This window comes from Kocuria salina, assembly GCF_013368965.1.
Lineage (GTDB): Bacteria > Actinomycetota > Actinomycetes > Actinomycetales > Micrococcaceae > Kocuria > Kocuria rosea.
This window is the reverse complement of the sequence record NZ_SSSF01000001.1, coordinates 26,946-44,368: the sequence shown is the minus strand read 5'-3', so window position 1 is coordinate 44,368 and position 17,423 is coordinate 26,946. Positions and strand designations below refer to the sequence as shown.

Below are 17,423 nucleotides of genomic sequence, written 5' to 3'. Positions count from 1 at the left end.
TAGAATCGGCACATGCAGTCCGACGAGGGCACGATGAGCACGTCCGGCGCCGCGGCGCCGGGCGGCGGCGCGCACCGGGGGCGGCGCGGCTTCGACGTGCTCTTCCTGCTGCAGCAGTTCAGCACCGAGGCCGAGCGGTACGCGGACCAGGTCCGCCGCCGCTTCGGGCTGGCGCACAAGGACGTCCACGCCCTCAACGAGGTCATGCAGGCCAACCGCGCCGGCCGCCCGATCCGCGCCGGGGACATCGCCCGCCGGCTCGTGCTCAGCGGCTCGGCGACCACCACGGTGATCAAGCGCCTGGTCGCCGCGGGGCACCTGGTGCGCGCGGTCGACCCCCGCGACCGGCGGGAGGTCAGCCTGCAGGCCACCGAGCACGCCTACCGCTCCGGCCGCCAGATGTTCTCGGCCATGGGCGAGGAGGTCCTGGCGGTGCTCGACGACTGCACCGACGAGGAGATCGACGTCCTGCGGCGGCGCCTGCCCGAGCTCACCGAGGCGGTCCGCCGGGCCGGCCACCGGGCGGGGGAGGGCGCGCCCGAGGACGGGGCGGCGACCGGGGGGACCCCGCCCGCGGCGGCTCCGGAGGGTTCCGGGGCGGCTCCGCGCACGGCGTGACACGGACAATTGATTCGATTTTCGAAGGACTGTGGTGGAATGGGGGAATGGTGACGGTCTTCTCGCGCGAATCGGCCTTCTCGAGCGCTCGTCCGGGCACCGGGACGCGGACCGGGCACGGCGGGGGGCGAGAGCCTGCCCGGGTGCCCGTCCTGGAGGAGTTCCTCGCCGAGGCCACCGGCCGCGCCGAGGCCGTGGACCCCGGCTTCGCCCGGCTGTGGGGCGAGGTCGCCCGGCTCAGCTCCGGCGGCAAGCAGATCCGTCCGCACCTCGTGCGGCTCACGGCCGGCGCCTATCCCGCGCCCGAGCCGGACCCCGTGGTCGAGTCCGTCGGGGCGGCGTTCGAGCTGCTGCACACCGCCCTCATCGTGCACGACGACGTCATCGACCAGGACGAGCTGCGCCGGCACCAGCCCACCATCAACGCCGCCGCGGCCTCCCGGGCGTTCGCGTCCGGCTCGGGGCCGGACCAGGCGCGCCAGTACGGCGCGAGCGTGGGCGTCATCGCCGGGGACCTCGCCCTGGCCGGCGCGTACCGGCTCGTGGCCCGCTCCGGGCTCTCGCCCGAGCGGCTGCCCCGGGTCCTCGACCTGCTCGACGCCGCCCTGTTCTCCTCGGCCGCGGGCGAGCTGCTCGACGTCGACCACACCCTGCCCGGGGCCCGTCCCGGCCGCGAGCAGATCCTCGCGGCCACGTGCCTGAAGACCGCGGTCTACTCCTTCGAGACCCCCCTGCAGGCCGGGGGAGTGCTCGGCGGGGCCCCCGACCGGGACGTGGAGGTGCTCGGGCGCCTCGGCCGGACCGTGGGCACCGCCTACCAGCTCGTGGACGACCTGCTCGGCGTCTTCGGCGACCCGGAGGCCACGGGCAAGTCCGCGGTCAGCGACCTGCGGGAGGGCAAGCGGACCATGCTCGTGGCCGCCGCCCAGCGCACGCCCGCCGGTGAGGAGCTCGACGCGATCCTGGGCCGCCACGAAATCAGCAGCGAGCACGCCCTGCGCGCCCGCGACCTGCTCGAGCAGTGCGGGGCGCGGCAGGAGGTCGAGGACATGGTCGCCGGGTGCGCGGCCGAGGCCCGTGCCCTGCTCGACGCCGCGGGGCTGCCCCCCGCCCTCGAGGAGGACCTGCGCCGCATCGTGGCCGGGGCCACGGAGCGCATCCGGTGACCGCCGCCCAGCACACCGGGTCACCGGCCGAGGCCGCCGCCCGGTACGACGCCACCGCCCAGCAGGCCGCCGCGACCGTCATCCGCCGCTACTCCACGTCCTTCGGCCTCGCCTGCCGGCTGCTGGGCCCGGAGATCCGCCCGCACGTCTACGCCGTCTACGCCCTGGTGCGGATCGCCGACGAGATCGTCGACGGCGCCAGCGCCGGCGCCGGCGTCCCGCCCCGGGGCTCGCGGGAGCTGCTGGACGGCCTCGAGGACGAGACGTACGGGGCGATCGAGCGCGGCTTCAGCAGCAACCTCGTGGTGCACGCCTTCGCCCGCACCGCGCGCCACGCGGGGATCGGCCCCGACCTCGTGCGCCCGTTCTTCGCGTCCATGCGCGCCGACCTCAGCGAGGACCGGCACAGCGCCGACTCCCTCGACGAGTACGTGTACGGCTCGGCCGAGGTCGTGGGGCTGATGTGCCTGCAGGTCTTCCTGGCCGGCCGCACCGTGCCCGAGCGGCGCCGCGCGCAGCTCGTGGCGGGGGCCCGCCGCCTGGGCGCGGCGTTCCAGAAGGTCAACTTCCTGCGCGACCTGGCCGAGGACTACGGGGAGCTCGGCCGCGTGTACTTCCCCGGCGTGGAGCCCGGGGAGTTCTCCGAGACCGAGAAGAACCGCCTCCTCGACGACATCGACGCCGACCTCGCGGCCGCCCGCGCGGTCATCGACGACCTCCCCGGGTCCTCCCGCGCCGCCGTCCTCGCCGCCCACGACCTGTTCCGGGAGCTGTCCGTGCGGATCCGCGCCACCCCTGCCCGGGAGCTGCTGAGCTCCCGCATCCGCGTGCCGAACCCCCGCAAGGCCGCGCTCGCCGCGGCCGCCGTGGTCAGGGCGCACACCCGCCGCCGCCCCACCGGGCCCCGGGGACGGCACGCCGTGGTGGTGGGGGCCGGAATCGCCGGGCTCGCCGCCGCGGGCCTGCTCGCGAAGGACGGGTGGGACGTGACCGTCCTGGAGCGCGGGAGCACGACGGGCGGGCGCGCCGGACGGCTCGAGCGGGACGGCTTCCGCTTCGACACCGGGCCCTCCTGGTACCTCATGCCGGAGGTCTTCGACCACTTCTTCCGGCTCATGGGCTCCAGCGCCGCCCAGGAGCTCGAGCTGCTCCGCCTGGACCCCGCCTACCGGGTCTGGGGCGAGCGCTACGAGCAGCCCATCGACATCCGCTCGGACCTCGAGGACACCGTGGCGCTGTTCGAGTCCGTGGAGCCCGGGGCGGGCGAGCGGATCCGGGCGTACCTGGCCTCCGCGAAGCGGACCTACCAGCTGGCCGTCGACCACTTCCTCTACACCTCCTACGCCTCGTTCACGCCGCTGCTCACCCGGCCGGTCGTGCGGGGCCTGCCCGAGCTCGCCCGGCACCTCACCGGCTCGCTGCACGACTTCGCCGCCGGCACCGTGCAGGACACGCGGCTGCGGCAGGTGCTCGGCTACCCCGCCGTCTTCCTGGCCAGCGCGCCCCGGATGACGCCGTCGCTCTACCACCTCATGAGCCACATGGACCTCACGGACTCCGTCCAGTACCCGCAGGGCGGGTTCCGCCGGGTCGTCGAGGCCGTCGAGCGGCTCGCCGTCGCCCACGGGGCACGGATCCGGACGGGCGCGGACGTGGTGCGGATCAGCACCTCCCCGGCCGCCGAGGGCCCCGTCCGGGCCACCGGCGTCGTGTGGCGGGACGCGGACGGGGCGGAGCACGAGCTGGCGGCGGACGTCGTCGTCTCGGCCGCGGACCTGCACCACACCGAGACCGCGCTGCTCCCGCGCGAGCTGCAGAGCTACCCGCAGCGGTACTGGGACCGGCGCCAGACCGGCCCCGGCGCGGTGCTCGTGATGCTCGGGGTCCGCGGAGAGCTGCCCGAGCTCCCGCACCACAGCCTGTTCTTCAGCGAGGACTGGGACACGAACTTCCGGGCGATCTTCGAGGAGCCCACGAGCGTCCCGGACCCCGCGTCCGTCTACGTCTGCAAGCCCTCGGCGACCGACCCCGGCGTGGCCCCGGACGGGCACGAGAACCTCTTCGTGCTGATCCCGGTCCCCGCCGACCCCGCGCTGGGCGCGGGCGGACCGGACGGCACCGGCTCCCCGCGGGTCGAGGCCGTCGCGGACCGGGTGATCGACCAGGTCGCGGCGTGGGCCGGTGTGCCGGACCTGCGGGAGCGCGTGGTGGTGCGCCACACCGTGGGCCCCGAGGACTTCCGGCGGGACTTCAACTCCTGGCGCGGCAACGTGCTCGGTCCCGCCCACGTGCTCAAGCAGTCCGCGTTCTTCCGGGGCGCCAACCGCAGCCGGAAGGTCGCCGGCCTGCACTACTGCGGGGCCTCGACGATCCCCGGCATCGGCCTGCCGATGTGCCTGATCAGCGCGGAGATCCTGCTCAAGGACCTGCGCGGGGACACCTCCACCGGACCGCTGGCAGAACCCCTGGTGTCGCGCGGATGAGCTTCGTGTACCTCGGCTTCCTGCTCCTCAGCCTGGCCGGGATGGTGCTCCTCGACGTGCGGGAGCGGCTGTTCTTCGCCCAGGACCCCCGCCGGGCGGCCCTCGTGCTGCTCGCTGGCCTGGTGTTCTTCCTCGCCTGGGACGTCGCCGGGATCAGCCTCGGGATCTTCCTGCACAGCCGCAGCGCGTGGGCGACCGGCTGGATGGTCGCCCCGCAGATCCCCGTCGAGGAGGTCGTGTTCCTCGTGTTCCTCTGCTACCTGACGATGAACCTCGTCCGGCTCACGGAGAAGGCGCTGGCGCGCCGCTCCGCGGCGGCCGGTCCGGCCCGCGGAGGAGCGGACGCCCCGTGACCTACGCCCTCGTCATCCCCGTCTTCCTCGCGCTCGCCCTGACCCCGGCCACCCTGCTGGTCCGCCGGCCCTCCCCGGCGCCGCCGCGGCGCCGGGCCCTGGCCGTGCTCGGGATCTCCTTCGCCGTGCTCGCGCTGCTGACGGTCGTGTTCGACAACCTCATGATCGCCGCCGGGTTCTTCGACTACGGGGCCGGGCACATCACGGAGCTGCGGATCGGCCTCGTGCCGGTCGAGGACTTCGCGTACCCGCTCGCCGCGCTGCTGCTGCTGCCCTCGCTGTGGTGGGGGCTGGCCGAGCGCGGCCGGCTCACCGCCACCGTGCGCACCCTGGTGGCCACCTCCCGGCCGGTCTCCTGGGTCAACACCGCCTACCCCTTCGCGGCGGCCTATGTCCTGACCACGGGCCGGGTGGACCTGCCCCTGGTGGTGGGGACGCTGTTCTTCCTCTTCCCGTACAACCTCCTGATGTACGGGATCAACGACGTCTTCGACTACGAGTCCGACCTCCGCAACCCCCGCAAGGGCGGTGTCGAGGGCGCGCTCGTGGACCGCTCCGAGCACCGGTCGGTCCTCGTGGGCTCGGTGCTGACGGCGCTGCCGTTCCTGGCGTACCTGTTCCTGGCGGGCGGGGCCGCCGCGGCGGGGGTGCTCGGGATCAGCCTGTTCGCGGTGGCGGCCTACAGCCTGAAGGGGCTGCGCTTCAAGGAGGTCCCGTTCCTGGACTCGGCGACCTCCGCCACCCACTTCGTGTCCCCGGCGGTCTACGGCCTCGTGCTCGCCGGCGCGGCCTGGTCGGGGGGACTCGTGGCCCTGTGCGCCGGGTTCTTCCTGTGGTCGATGGCCTCGCAGGCGTTCGGGGCCGTGCAGGATGTCCAGGCGGACCGGGAGGGCGGGCTGCGCTCGATCGCCACCGTCCTGGGCGCCCGCCCCACGGTGTGGGCCGCCGCGGCCCTCTACCTCGCCGCCGGGGTGCTCCTGCTGCTCGCCCCCTGGCCCGGGCCGGTCGGGTCCCTCCTGGTGCTGCCCTATCTCGCCAACCTCGTGCCGTTCCTGACCATCACGGACGCCGGCTGCGAGCGCGCCAACCGGGGCTGGCGGCGGTTCCTGTGGCTGAACTACCTCACCGGGTTCCTCGCGACGCTGCTGCTGCTCTGGGCGTGGGAGCTCGCCCGCTGATCGGCCGCCCGGCCCGGGGCGGGGACCTGCCGGGGGCTCCGGCCCTACCCGAGGCGCTTCAGCAGCTTGTCGGTCGAGATCATGGCGCCGCCCAGCACCGCGGGCAGCCCGCCGCCCGGGTGCACGGATGCGCCCACCCGCCACAGCCACGGCCGCAGCGGACTCGTGTGGGCCGGGGCGTGGAACGGGCCGCTGCGCCACGCGGGACGCACGGCGCCGTAGAGCGCCCCTCCTGCCGAGCCGTGCGCGGCGAAGTACGCGGGGTCCAGGATCTCCGCGCTCCGGAAGCGGTCCGTGAGCGGTCCGGGCAGCCCGAGCACCCGCGCCGTGCGCTCGAGCTCGCGGGCGACGAACGGGTCCTCGAGGGTGTAGGACTTCCCGTTGGCCGGCGCGGTCAGCAGCAGGGCGAGCGTGGCCGCGCTGTTGGGGTGGCCCGCGTGCGCCGGGTAGTGGTTGGCGAAGGCCATGGTCTGCTCGGGCTCGGTCCCGGCCTCCAGGTCGGCGTAGAGGTCGGCGGGCCGGTCGGGCATGATCACCCCGTGCCGGGGCGTCCCCTCGGGCAGCTCGTGGTCGAGCACGGCGTAGACCGCGATCGCCGAGCAGCTGAGCCGGCGCGGTGCCCGGGGCGCGCGCCCGGCGAGCAGCCCGTCCAGCCGGTGGGCGTCGAGCCCGCTGACGACGGCGTCGGCCGGGTACGCGCCCCGGGCGGTCAGGACGCGCCGGCGGGCGACGGAGGTCACCGGCTCCCCGGTGCGGAGCTCGACCCCGGCGTCCACGGCGAGGCGCCGGAGCGCCTCGACGAGCTCGTAGACCCCGCCCCGGGGGATCCAGACGCCGTCGCGCGCCATGACGGCGGGCATGCTCGCGTACAGGGCCGGGGTCCGTGCCGGGCCGACACCGGCGTTGAGGGTGTGGATGGCGATGACCTCGCGCAGGCCCTCCGGCATCCAGGTGAGGCTGTCGAGGTAGTCGCGGGTCGTGAGCCGGCGCCCGTACAGCGTCCCGAGCCGGCCCAGCGCGGGATAGGCCGCCCGGTCCAGCACGTCGGTGGTCAGCAGCCGGGTGATGTCCGGGCCGAGCACGCCGTGCTCGGCCTCGAATCGGGTCCAGGCCGCGTGCCAGGGGTGCCCGGGCGGGACGGGCAGCTCGCACCGGGTGCCGCGGTAGTAGTACGTGCCGACCGCGGGCAGGCGCTCCAGCTCCAGCCCGGCGGTCTCCTCGGCCCTCGGCGCTCCGGCTCCCGCGGTGCCGGCGTCCCGCAGTCGGTCCAGGCGGCGGAGGAGCTCCTCCCACACCCCCGGGAAGGTGAAGAGGGACGGTCCGGTGTCCAGGCGCTGCCCCTCGGCCTCGAGCCGGCGGCTCTTGCCGCCGAGGTGGTCGGCGGCCTCGAGGAGGGTGACGCGGTGACCGGCGTGGCCGAGCAGCACGGCCGAGGTCAGCCCCCCGATCCCCCCGCCGACGACGACGACGCGGCTCACGGGTACAGCCCGAAGAACAGCGCCACCGTCAGCTGCACGCCGGCCACGGCGCCGGCGACGTAGGGGAACGCGATCGAGTACCGGTACAGCCGGTGCCCGGTCCCCGGCCTCGGGTCCCGCAGGAGGGAGACCACGAGCCACCCGGCGATGAGCGCGTTGACCGCGGCCACCGGGAGGCTGACCAGCGCGAAGCCCAGCGTGGACACGGCCCACCAGCCGCCGCTCCACAGGGCCGTCCCGCGCGCGCCCAGCCGGACCGCCGTCGTCGTGATGGCCACCGCGCGGTCCTCCTCGATGTCCTGGACGGCGTCGAACGCGTGCTTGGCCACGCTCCAGGCCATCAGGCCGAGGGCCGCGGGCCACACGGGGGCCGCCCCGAGCGCGTGGGCGACGAAGACCAGCGGCAGCGCGTAGGCGGCGTTGCTCAGGGAGTCGAGGTATGCCCGGGCCTTGAAGCGCAGGGGAGGGGCCGAGTAGAACACGAAGACCAGGACGTACAGCGCGATCCAGCCCAGCGCGGCCGGGGGCAGGGTCACGGCGAACCAGACGACGAACGGCACATTGGTGACGAGCACCGCGGTCAGGATCGTGCGCACCTCCTCGGACCGGATGAGGGCTCCCTCGAGCGAGCCCTTGCGGGGGTTGAGGGCGTCGGTGTCCTGGTCGAAGACGTCGTTGACGCCGTAGATCAGCAGGTTGAAGGGGAGGGTGAGCCACAGCAGCAGCGGCAGCGCCTCCCACTGCCAGAGCGAGCCCGCCAGCCACATGCCCACCACGCCGGTGCCCAGGGCGTTGATCCAGAGCACCGGTCGCGAGATGTGCACGATCCGCTGGAGCGCGGGGGCGAATCCGGCCTGGGGCACGGCGGCGGACCTCCTCGGACGTCAGGTGACCCGGGGGTCCGGGTGCACCCCACACTACGTCGGTTCCGGGGCCGGTGCGGCGGCGGGCCCCGGCGGTCCCGGGGTGCTCCGCCGGTCCGTTCGTGCGCCGTCCCGCCGCGGGGCAGACTGTGGGGGTGCGCATGATGCTGCTGACCTCCGGAACCCGCGGCGACGTGGAGCCCTTCGCGGCCCTGGCCCGGCACGCCGCCGCACAGGGCCACCGGGTCCGGCTGGGGGTGCCGGAGAACTCCGGGGTGGACCTGGCCGGGATCGACACCGTCGGCCTGGACGTGGACTTCCACCGGCTGATGGACGCCCCCGGGGCCTCCCCGCGGGCGGCGGTGCACCACGTCCGCGCGGAGGTCCGCCCCGGGATGCGGCGGATGTTCTCCGCGGCGGTGCGCGAGACCCTGGCGTTCGACCCGGACCTGGTCCTGCACCACCCGCTGATCCTCAGCGCGCCGGCCGTGGCCGACGCCCTCGGCGTCCCCCGCGCGCTCGCCGAGTTCGTGCCCGTGGCGACGCCCACCCGGGAGTTCTCCGCACCGGGCGGGCCCACGGTCTCGAAGGACCTCGGGCGGTTCAACCGGGCGACCTACGCGGTGCCCCGCGGCGGCGCCCGGCTGTTCCGCCGGGACGTCGAGCACGCGTGCCGGCAGCTGCCCGGCGGCCGGGCGCCCCGGCACCCCGCACCCTCCCGCGCCACGCTGATGGGGATCAGCCCGCAGCTGCTGCCCCGGCCCGCCGACTGGCCGGCCCGGGTGCACCTGACCGGTGCCTGGCACCCCGGCGCGGCCGCCCCCGCCCCGGACCCGGCGGTGGCCGAGTTCGTCCGGGGCGGGCCGTGCCTGGTGGCGACCTTCGGGTCCATGGCGGCCGGGGACCCGTCCGCGCGGGGGAGGACGGTCGTGGACAGCGCGCGCGCCCACGGGCTGCGGACCCTCCTGGTCACGGGCTGGGGCGGTCTGTCCCTGCCGCCGGACCGCCGCGGCGAGGACGTGCTGGTGGTGCCGGCCGCCCCGCTGGGCACCCTGCTCCCGGACGCCGCGGTGGCGGTCCACCACGGCGGAGCCGGGACCGTGCACGCGGTGGCCCGTGCGGGCGTCCCGTCCGTGGTGGTGCCCTTCCTCGTCGACCAGCCCTTCTGGGGCCGGCAGCTGCACCGGCTCGGCATCGCCGCGGCCCCCATCCCGCGCCGGTCGCTGACGGCGGAGGCCCTGGTCCCCGCCGTGGGCGACGCCCTCGCCCGCCGGGAGCGGGCGCAGCGCGTGGGGCGCGCGGTCCGGGCGGAGCAGGGCCTGGACACCGCCCTCGACGTCCTCACCGGCCTCTGAGCGCGGGCCGCCTCCCGGGGCACGTCCCCGGGACCTCGTGACCGGGTCGGCGACCCCGGCAGGAATCATCAGCGGGGCTGACGGATCAGCATGGGAAAACATCGCTGTTCCGCACGGATGACGCCCCCGATACTGGAGGGACCGGGCGACGCCCCGCCCGCCGCCACCCCTCCCGGAGGACTGCACCATGACCGTCGACCTGCTCCCGCCCCGTTCCCCCCGGACCTCCTCGCGCCCGGACGACGCCGCCGGCCGCGGACCGGCGGCACCGCTCCTCCGGGGCGGGCGGCACAGCTGGGCCGACGTCGAGCAGGACTGCCCGTACTGCGCGGGCCCCGAGACCGACTGAACGGCGCCCCGCCCCCGGCGTCGTCGGGGCCTCCGACGTAGTGTGGTCGGGAACACCCCGATCGTCAGGAGGTCCGCCGTGGAACGGCGTCTGCCCCAGTGGTCCGAGCTGCGCCCGCTCCTGCAGTTCGAGCCCCCCGCCCTCGACCGCCGCGCGGCCCGGCTCGCCCGGGCTGCGGACCTCTGGGACCTGCGCCGGATCGCCCGCCGCCGCACCCCGCGCCCGGCCTTCGACTACGCGGACGGCGCCGCCCAGCGCGAACTGACCCGCCGGCGCTCGCGGGAGGCGTTCGACGCGGTCGAGCTGCTGCCCCGGATCCTGCACGGCATCGCCGCTCCCGACCTGTCCACGCCGATCGCCGGGGCGCGGTCCGCGCTGCCGTTCGGGATCGCCCCGACCGGCTTCACCCGCTTCATGCACGCGGAGGGTGAGATCGGGGGAGTCCGCGCGGCGGAGCGGGCCGGCATCCCCTTCACGCTGTCCACCATGGGGACCCGCTCGCTGGAGGAGGTCGCCGCGGCCGGACCGGACGCCACCCGCTGGTTCCAGCTGTACCTGTGGAAGGACCGGGCCCGGTCCCGGGACCTGCTGGAGCGCGCCGCGGCCCACGGCTACGGCACCCTGCTCGTCACCGTGGACACCCCGGTGGCGGGCCAGCGGCTGCGGGACGTGCGCAACGGCATGGTCATCCCGCCGAGGCTGACGCTGCGGACGGTGGCCGACGCCTCCTACCGGCCCGAGTGGTGGTTCAACTTCCTCACCACGGACTCCCTGAAGTTCGCGTCCCTCTCCAGCACGAGCGCCGACCTGCCCACCATCACGAACTCGATGTTCGACCCGACCCTGTCCTACGCGGACCTCGAGTGGATCCGCTCCGTGTGGCCGGGGAAGCTCTTCGTGAAGGGGGTGCTGACCCGGGACGACGCCCGGCAGTCCCTGGCCGCGGGGGCCGACGGGCTGGTGGTCTCCAACCACGGCGGCCGCCAGCTGGACCGCGCCCCCGCCTCGCTGCACGCGCTGCCCGAGGTGCGGGACGAGGTGGGGGAGGGAGTCGAGCTGATCCTCGACTCCGGGGTGATGAGCGGCGCCGACGTGATCACCGCCCTGTGCGCCGGAGCGGACTTCGTGCTCATCGGCCGGGCCTACCTCTACGGGCTGATGGCCGGCGGGCAGCAGGGCGTGGAGCGGGCGATCGGGCTGCTGGCCGAGGAGGTGCGGATCAGCATGCAGCTGATGGGCGCCGAGACGGTCGCCGACCTGGGCCCGCACCTGCTCGGCGCCCGCCACCACCCCGCCGCCTCCCGCCGGGACACCCCGGCCGACCGGCGCTGAACTACCGGCCCCCGCACCGAGGAGTCGCGTTCCGCCTCCGCCGCTGCCGAGGGGTCGCGTTCCGCCTCCGCCGCTGCCGAGGGGTCGCGTTCTGTCGACAAGTGACCGCGATACCAGCCGAACGCAACCCCTCGCCATGGGGGTGCGCCGGACGCGACCCCTCGCGGGCGGCGGTGGGACTGCGGGCCGCTACAGGTCTGCGAGCACCGACACCGGGTTCTCCACCGCGTCGGCCACCATGCGCAGGAAGCCGCCGGCGGCCCCGCCGTCGCACACCCGGTGGTCGAACGCGAGGGAGAGCTGGGTGACCTTGCGGACGGCCAGCTGCCCGTCGACCACCCACGGGCGGTCGATGATCCGGCCGATCCCGAGGATCGCGACCTCCGGGTGGTTGATGATCGCCGCGGCCCCGTCCGTGCCGAACACCCCGTAGTTGTTGAGCGTGAACGTGGAGCCGGACAGCTCGGCGGGCCCGGCCTTGCCGGAGCGGGCGAGCTCGGTGAGCCGCCGGAGCTCGGCGTCGAGCCCGCGGGCGCTCAGGGTGTGCGCGCCGCGGATGTTCGGCACCACGAGCCCGCGGTCGGTCTGCGCCGCGAAGCCGAGGTTCACGCCGTCGAAGCGCACGATCTCCTGGCTGCCGTCCTCGAGGGTCTCGATCCGCGTGGCGAGCTCGGGGTGGCGGGCCAGGCCGGCGAGCACGAACCGCGCGATCAGCGCCATGAGCCCCGGGGCGGTCGCGGGGTCCTGGGCCTTGAGCTCGGCGCGCAGCTCCACCAGCCTCGTGGCGTCCACGTCCACCCAGACGGTGGCCTCGGGGATCTCGGCGCGGGAACGGGTCATGGCCTGCCCGATGACCTTGCGGATCCCGGAGACCGGGACCCGCTCCGCGACCCCGAGCCCCGTGCGGGCGTCCACGGCGGACGGCGCCGCGGTGGTGGACGGCACCGGGGCGGGGGCCGACGACGTCGGGGCCGTGCTCTCCCGCGCGGCCGGTGCGGCGGGGGCGGCCGCCGCGGTCACCACGTCCCGGCGCAGGATGAGCCCGCCGGGGCCCGAGCCGCGCACGGTGGAGATGTCGACCCCACGGTCCTTGGCGAGCTTGCGCACGATCGGCGAGACGACCGTGGGCGCCAGGCGCGGGGCCGAGGCCATCGCGTCGTGGGCGGCACCCGCGGCCTGCGACGCCCGGGCCGCGGCCTGCTCCGCGGCCCGCGCGCGGGCGGGCTCGGGGACCGGCCGGGCGGCGGAGGCGGCCGGGCCGGTGGCACCGGCCCGCTTCGGCCGGCGCCGGCGTCCGGCCGTGCCGCCGGCGGGCGTGCCGTAGCCGATGAGCACGCTGCCCGATCCGGCGTCGTCGTCGGAGGCCGCGGCGACCGCGGAGGCCTCGGCGGCCGCCGCGGGGTCCGCCCCGGCGCGCTCCTCCTCCCGGTAGGACTGCCCGCCCTTCGGGCCGCCGCCCTGCGGGGCGGGCGTCCCGGCCCGGTCCGCGGTGTCGACGGAGATCAGCGGCGCGCCGACGTCGAGGGTCTGCCCCGAGGCGCCGTGCAGCTGGTGCACGGTCCCGGCGAAGGGGCAGGGCACCTCCACGGCGGACTTGGCGGTCTCCACCTCGGCGATCGGCTGGTCCACGGCGACGGTGTCGCCCACCTGGACGAGCCAGCTCACGAGCTCGGCCTCGGTCAGTCCCTCGCCGAGATCCGGCAGGGTGAACGTCTTCACGGTCATGGTCAGTCCTCCCACTGCAGGTCGTCCACGGCGTCGAGGATGCGGTCGACGCTCGGCAGGTAGTGCTCCTCGAGCTTGGGCGCCGGGTACGGGATGTCGAACCCGGTCACGCGGCGCACGGGCGCGGCCAGGGAGTGGAAGCAGCGCTCCTGGACGCGGGCCACGATCTCGGCGGCCACGGACGCGAAGCCCGGCGCCTCGGCCACGACCACCACGCGCCCGGTCTTCCGCACCGACGCGGCGACCGTCTCGTCGTCGAACGGGACGATGCTGCGCAGGTCCACGACCTCGAGCGAGCGACCCTCGGCGGCGGCGGCCGCGGCGGCCGCCACGGCGGTCGGCACGGACGGCCCGTAGGCCAGCAGCGTGGCGTCCTCGCCGGCGCGGGCGACGACGGCGCGGCCCTCCCGGCGCTCGGGCGCCCCGTTCTCGTAGCGGTCCCTCAGTTCGGCCAGGTCCACGGGGGCCTTGGACCAGTAGAGCTTCTTGGGCTCGAAGAACACGACGGGGTCGTCCGAGTCGATCGCCTCGCGCAGCATGAGGTAGGCGTCCTCGACCGTGGCGGGGGTGAACACCTTCAGCCCGGGGGTGTGGGCGTAGTAGGCCTCGGAGGAGTCGCAGTGGTGCTCCACGCCGCCGATGCCGCCGGCGTAGGGGATCCGGATGACGATCGGCAGGCGCACGGCGCCGCGGGTGCGGTTGTGCATCTTCGCGATGTGCGAGGCGACCTGCTCGAAGGCAGGGTAGGCGAAGGCGTCGAACTGCATCTCGATGACGGGGCGCATCCGGTTCATCGCCATGCCCACGGCCATGCCGGCGATCCCGGACTCGGCCAGCGGGGTGTCGAAGCACCGGGTGCGGCCGAAGCGCTTCGTCAGCCCGTCGGTGATGCGGAAGACGCCGCCGAGGGTGCCGACGTCCTCGCCGAAGACGACGACGGCGGGGTCGGCGGCCAGCGCGTCGGCCAGGGCGGTGTTGAGCGCCTGGGCGAAGGTGGCGGGCTTGACCGCCGGGGCCTCGCCGGCCGGGGCGGGGGCGTGCAGGGTGCTCACTGTCCGGTCTCCTCTCGGGCGAGCTCGGCGGCCAGGAACTGCTCCTGCTCGGCGAGCTGCGGGGTCTGCTCGGTGTAGACGTGGCGGAACAGCTCGAGCGGGTCGATCTCCACGTCGGCGTTCATGCCGTCGCGCAGGGCCGTGGCGACGTCCTCGGCGGCGGCGGCGATGCGCTGCTCCGCCGCGTCGTCGAGCACGCCCTCGGCGCCGAGGTAGGCGCGCATCCGGGTCACCGGGTCCTTGGCGATCCACTCCTGCACCTCGGCGTCGTCCCGGTAGCGGGTGGCGTCGTCAGCGTTGGTGTGCGCCTGCATGCGGTAGGTGTGCGCCTCCACGAGGAGGGGCTCGGACTCGGAGCGGGCCAGGTCCACGGCGCGCCGCAGGGTGGCGAGCAGCGCCACGAGGTCGTTGCCGTCCACGCGCTCGCCGGCCATGCCGTAGCCGACCGCCTTGTGGGCGAGGCTCGGGGCCGCGGACTGCTGGGACAGGGGCACGGAGATCGCGTAGCCGTTGTTCTGCACGAAGAACACGACCGGCAGCTTGAACACGGCCGCGAAGTTCAGGGCCTCGTGGAAGTCGCCCTCGCTGGTGGCGCCGTCCCCGCACATCGCCAGGACCACGGTGTCCTCGCCGCGCAGCTTGGCGGCGTGGGCCACGCCCACCGCGTGCAGCAGCTGGGTGGTGAGCGGGGTCGACTGGATGCCCACGTGGTGCTCGTACGGGTCGTAGCCGCTGTGCCACTCGCCGCGGAAGATCGCCATGACCTGCATCGGGTCCACGCCCTTGGTCATGACCGCCACGGTGTCCCGGTAGGTGGGGAACAGCCAGTCGCCCTCCTCGAGGCACAGGGCGGCCGCCACCTGGCAGGCCTCCTGGCCGTGGCTGGACGGGTAGACGGCCATCCGGCCCTGGCGGACCAGCGCGGAGTTCTGGTCGTTGACCCGCCGCCCGACCACCAGCTTCTCGTAGGCGCCCAGCAGGACGTCCGGGGCCGGCAGCGGGTACTCGTGGCCGGGGCCGGTGCCCTGCTCCTCGGGGGCGAGCAGCCGCCCGCTCGGGTCGACCATGCGGATCTCGCCGCGGGCCGGGAGCATGTACTGCTCCGGTGTGATGCCGAAGCTCTGGGAGGCCCGGAGGATCGGGTCCTCGGGGGTCTCGACGGTCTGGCTCATGGTGTCCCCTCGGTCGGTCCCCGGTGCGGCCGCGGTCCGGGGAGGGCAGGAAGGTGGTGCGGCTCTGTCTCCCCAGTATGGGAACCGGGCATGGTTCGTATCCACAGAGCGGGGAAAATGCAGAAGTCTGAGACGGACAGTGCACCGCGCGTGGACGAAATGTTCTAGTGTGGCGTGGAGCACACGCATTCGTCCGTCACGTTCCGGGCCCCGCGCCCTACCCGCCCCGAAGGAGCCCGCCGTGCCCTCGACCCCCGTGCCGCTGGACGAGACCGACCGGAAGATCCTCGCGGAGCTGTCCCGGGACGCGAGGCAGTCCGTGACGGCGATCGCCGCGGCCGTGCACGTCTCCCGCGCCCACGCCTACGCCCGGATCAACCGACTCCGGGACGAGGGGGTGATCCTGCGCTTCAGCACCGTGATCGACCCGGTCCGGGCGGGCCTGCAGGCCTCCGCGTACGTGACGCTCAAGCTCCAGCAGAACACCTGGCGGGAGCTGTGCGCCCAGCTCCAGGCGATCCCCGCCGTGCACCACATCGCCCTGGTGGGCGGGAACTTCGACGTCATGCTCCTCGTGCGGGCCGTGGACACCGTGCACCTGCGGCAGGTGATCTTCGAGCACGTCCAGCAGCTGCCCGGCGTGGTGGACACCCAGACGTTCCTGATCTTCGAGGACATCGACACCCGGGCCTGACGCGCCGGCCCCGCGCCGGGCCCGGCGCGCACGGCCGGCGTCACGAACCGTCACGGTCGTCATCTTCCGACGCGGAGGGACACCCACTACCTCTGCGCATAGTGTTGTTCCAGCTTCACGAGACGTGACCGCCAAGCTCCGACTTGGTCACGCACCAACCCCATGCTCATTGGGTGGTTCGGATGAGGAAGCGGCCTGCATCTTCCGCGGCGTGCCCACCGGGCCCGCGCGGATGACCGGTGCGGGTAAGAGCAAGGCACAGGAGCAGCGCCATGTCCATCCCCGTGACCGACCACGACCTCGCGACCCGGCAGATCCACGCCGGCACCCACGACCAGGTCACCCAGCGCACCCTGACGGTGCCGATCTACCAGACCGCGGCCTTCGAGTTCCCGGACTACGAGGCGGCCCGGCAGATGTTCGCCCAGACCCGGGCAGGCTTCACCTACACGCGCACCGGCAACCCCACGGTGGCCGTGCTCGAGCAGCGGATCAGCGACCTCGAGGGCGGCGCGGGCGCCGTGGCGACCGGCTCGGGCCAGTCCGCCGTGGCCGTAGCGCTGCTGGCCCTGCTCGGCCAGGGCGCCGGGAAGCACCTCGTGGCCTCCGAGAAGCTCTACGGGGGCACGGTGGACCTGCTCACCGACTCCTTCGCGGACTACGGCATCGAGGTCTCCTTCGTGGACCCCACCGCCCCGGGGGCGTGGGCCGCGGCCGTGCGCCCCGACACCCGCGCGTTCCTGCTCGAGTCCATCGGCAACCCGCTGGCCACCCTCCCGGACCTGCCCGGGATCGCCGACGTCGCCCGGACCGCCGGGGTGCCCGTCGTCGTCGACAACACCCTCGCGTCCCCGGCCCTGTACCGGCCGCTGGAGAAGGGCGCGGACATCGTGGTGCACTCGGCCACCAAGTTCCTGGGCGGGCACGGCAACGCGCTCGCCGGGGCGGTCGTGGACGGCGGGACCTTCGACTGGTCCGCCCGGCCGGACAAGTGGCCGCAGTTCACCCAGGCCCGCGCCCGCTGGGGCGGGCTCAGCCTCGTCGACAAGTGCGCCGCCGCCAGCCCCTACCTGCACCTGGTCCGGGCGAAGTACGTGCACGACCTCGGCACCACGCTCTCCCCGTTCAACGCCAGCCAGATCCTGCAGGGCACCGAGACCCTCGACCTGCGCGTGGCCCGCCACACGGCCTCGGCGCTGGCGGTGGCCGAGTTCCTGGCCGGGCACCCCGCCGTCGCCCGCGTCCACCACCCCGGCGTGCCCGGGGACCCCGGCGCCGGGATCGCGGCCCGGGACTTCCCGCGCGGGACCGGCTCCGTGTTCTCCTTCGACCTCGCCGCCCCGGACGGCGCCGTGGGCCCGTTCATCGACGCGCTCCGGCTGTTCAAGCTGGTCGCCAACATCGGGGACACCCGCAGCCTCGTGGCCCACCCGGCGGCCATGACGCACTGCCGCCTGACCCCCGAGCAGCGCCGGGCCGGCGGGATCGCCGAGACCACGATCCGGCTCTCGATCGGCCTCGAGTCCCCCCAGGACCTCGTGGCCGACCTCGGCCAGGCCCTCGACACCGTCGTCACCGCCGTCCAGACCACCCGGAAGTGAGCCC

General features: G+C 74.8%; 15 protein-coding genes and 1 riboswitch. Of the genes, 10 read left to right on the top strand and 5 right to left on the bottom strand.

Annotated features, from left to right (window positions below):
- Positions 1-12 precede the first annotated feature (12 nt).
- The 5 genes from E7Z53_RS00225 to E7Z53_RS00205 all read left to right on the top strand — a co-directional run bounded on the left by E7Z53_RS00225 (position 13) and on the right by E7Z53_RS00205 (position 5,798).
- A complete protein-coding gene (locus E7Z53_RS00225) occupies positions 13-618 on the top strand; it encodes a MarR family winged helix-turn-helix transcriptional regulator (RefSeq protein WP_176336881.1) in 606 nt (201 codons plus the stop codon).
- A 143-nt stretch (positions 619-761) separates the two neighbouring features.
- On the top strand, positions 762-1,784 hold the full coding sequence (locus tag E7Z53_RS00220; protein ID WP_031283749.1) for a polyprenyl synthetase family protein: 1,023 nt from the start codon (positions 762-764) through the stop codon (positions 1,782-1,784).
- Positions 1,781-4,267: a phytoene desaturase family protein gene (gene crtI / locus E7Z53_RS20075; RefSeq protein ID WP_017834830.1), complete on the top strand. Its 2,487-nt coding sequence runs from the start codon at positions 1,781-1,783 to the stop codon at positions 4,265-4,267. The genes E7Z53_RS00220 and crtI overlap by 4 nt, the downstream gene beginning before the upstream one ends.
- A complete protein-coding gene (locus E7Z53_RS00210; RefSeq protein WP_017834831.1) occupies positions 4,264-4,620 on the top strand; it encodes a lycopene cyclase domain-containing protein in 357 nt (118 codons plus the stop codon). The genes crtI and E7Z53_RS00210 overlap by 4 nt, the downstream gene beginning before the upstream one ends.
- Complete coding sequence (locus E7Z53_RS00205) at positions 4,617-5,798, top strand: prenyltransferase (RefSeq protein WP_017834832.1); 1,182 nt, start codon at positions 4,617-4,619, stop codon at positions 5,796-5,798. Before E7Z53_RS00210 ends, E7Z53_RS00205 begins: the two co-directional genes overlap by 4 nt.
- Before the next feature lie 44 nt (positions 5,799-5,842).
- Here E7Z53_RS00205 and E7Z53_RS00200 read toward each other — a convergent pair whose 3' ends face one another.
- A complete protein-coding gene (locus E7Z53_RS00200; protein ID WP_109221302.1) occupies positions 5,843-7,276 on the bottom strand; it encodes a phytoene desaturase family protein in 1,434 nt (477 codons plus the stop codon).
- Positions 7,273-8,139, bottom strand: coding sequence for a UbiA family prenyltransferase (locus tag E7Z53_RS00195; protein ID WP_017834834.1), 867 nt, complete (start codon positions 8,137-8,139; stop codon positions 7,273-7,275). The genes E7Z53_RS00200 and E7Z53_RS00195 overlap by 4 nt, the downstream gene beginning before the upstream one ends.
- Positions 8,140-8,300: 161 nt before the next feature.
- On the opposite strand from E7Z53_RS00195, the gene E7Z53_RS00190 reads away from it, so the two are divergent.
- The 3 genes from E7Z53_RS00190 (at position 8,301) to E7Z53_RS00180 (ending at position 11,175) form a co-directional block, all read left to right on the top strand.
- The gene (locus tag E7Z53_RS00190) at positions 8,301-9,494 is read left to right on the top strand and encodes a glycosyltransferase (protein WP_109221301.1); all 1,194 of its coding nucleotides are present in this window, start codon (positions 8,301-8,303) and stop codon (positions 9,492-9,494) included.
- Between the two features lie 187 nt (positions 9,495-9,681).
- On the top strand, positions 9,682-9,843 hold the full coding sequence (locus tag E7Z53_RS00185; protein ID WP_017834836.1) for a hypothetical protein: 162 nt from the start codon (positions 9,682-9,684) through the stop codon (positions 9,841-9,843).
- Between the two features lie 78 nt (positions 9,844-9,921).
- Positions 9,922-11,175: an alpha-hydroxy acid oxidase gene (locus E7Z53_RS00180; RefSeq protein ID WP_176336880.1), complete on the top strand. Its 1,254-nt coding sequence runs from the start codon at positions 9,922-9,924 to the stop codon at positions 11,173-11,175.
- Between the two features lie 189 nt (positions 11,176-11,364).
- Here the strand turns inward: E7Z53_RS00180 and E7Z53_RS00175 are convergent, their stop codons facing one another.
- The 3 genes from E7Z53_RS00175 to E7Z53_RS00165 are packed head-to-tail and all read right to left on the bottom strand — an operon-like array spanning position 11,365 to position 15,124.
- Positions 11,365-12,900 carry a dihydrolipoamide acetyltransferase family protein gene (locus E7Z53_RS00175; protein ID WP_176336879.1) on the bottom strand — a complete coding sequence of 512 codons (1,536 nt, stop codon included), beginning with the start codon at positions 12,898-12,900 and terminating at the stop codon, positions 11,365-11,367.
- 2 nt (positions 12,901-12,902) lie between these two features.
- Positions 12,903-13,952, bottom strand: a complete 1,050-nt coding sequence (locus E7Z53_RS00170; protein WP_017834839.1) for an alpha-ketoacid dehydrogenase subunit beta — start codon at positions 13,950-13,952, stop codon at positions 12,903-12,905.
- Positions 13,949-15,124, bottom strand: a complete 1,176-nt coding sequence (locus E7Z53_RS00165; RefSeq protein WP_176336878.1) for a thiamine pyrophosphate-dependent enzyme — start codon at positions 15,122-15,124, stop codon at positions 13,949-13,951. Before E7Z53_RS00165 ends, E7Z53_RS00170 begins: the two co-directional genes overlap by 4 nt.
- 241 nt (positions 15,125-15,365) lie before the next feature.
- Between E7Z53_RS00165 and E7Z53_RS19925 the strand changes: the two genes are divergently transcribed.
- Complete coding sequence (locus E7Z53_RS19925) at positions 15,366-15,818, top strand: Lrp/AsnC family transcriptional regulator (RefSeq protein WP_017834841.1); 453 nt, start codon at positions 15,366-15,368, stop codon at positions 15,816-15,818.
- Between the two features lie 113 nt (positions 15,819-15,931).
- Positions 15,932-16,053, top strand: a riboswitch (SAM riboswitch).
- Positions 16,054-16,090: 37 nt separating this feature from the next.
- A complete protein-coding gene (locus tag E7Z53_RS00155) occupies positions 16,091-17,419 on the top strand; it encodes an O-acetylhomoserine aminocarboxypropyltransferase/cysteine synthase family protein (protein WP_115163511.1) in 1,329 nt (442 codons plus the stop codon).
- Positions 17,420-17,423: the final 4 nt, after the last annotated feature.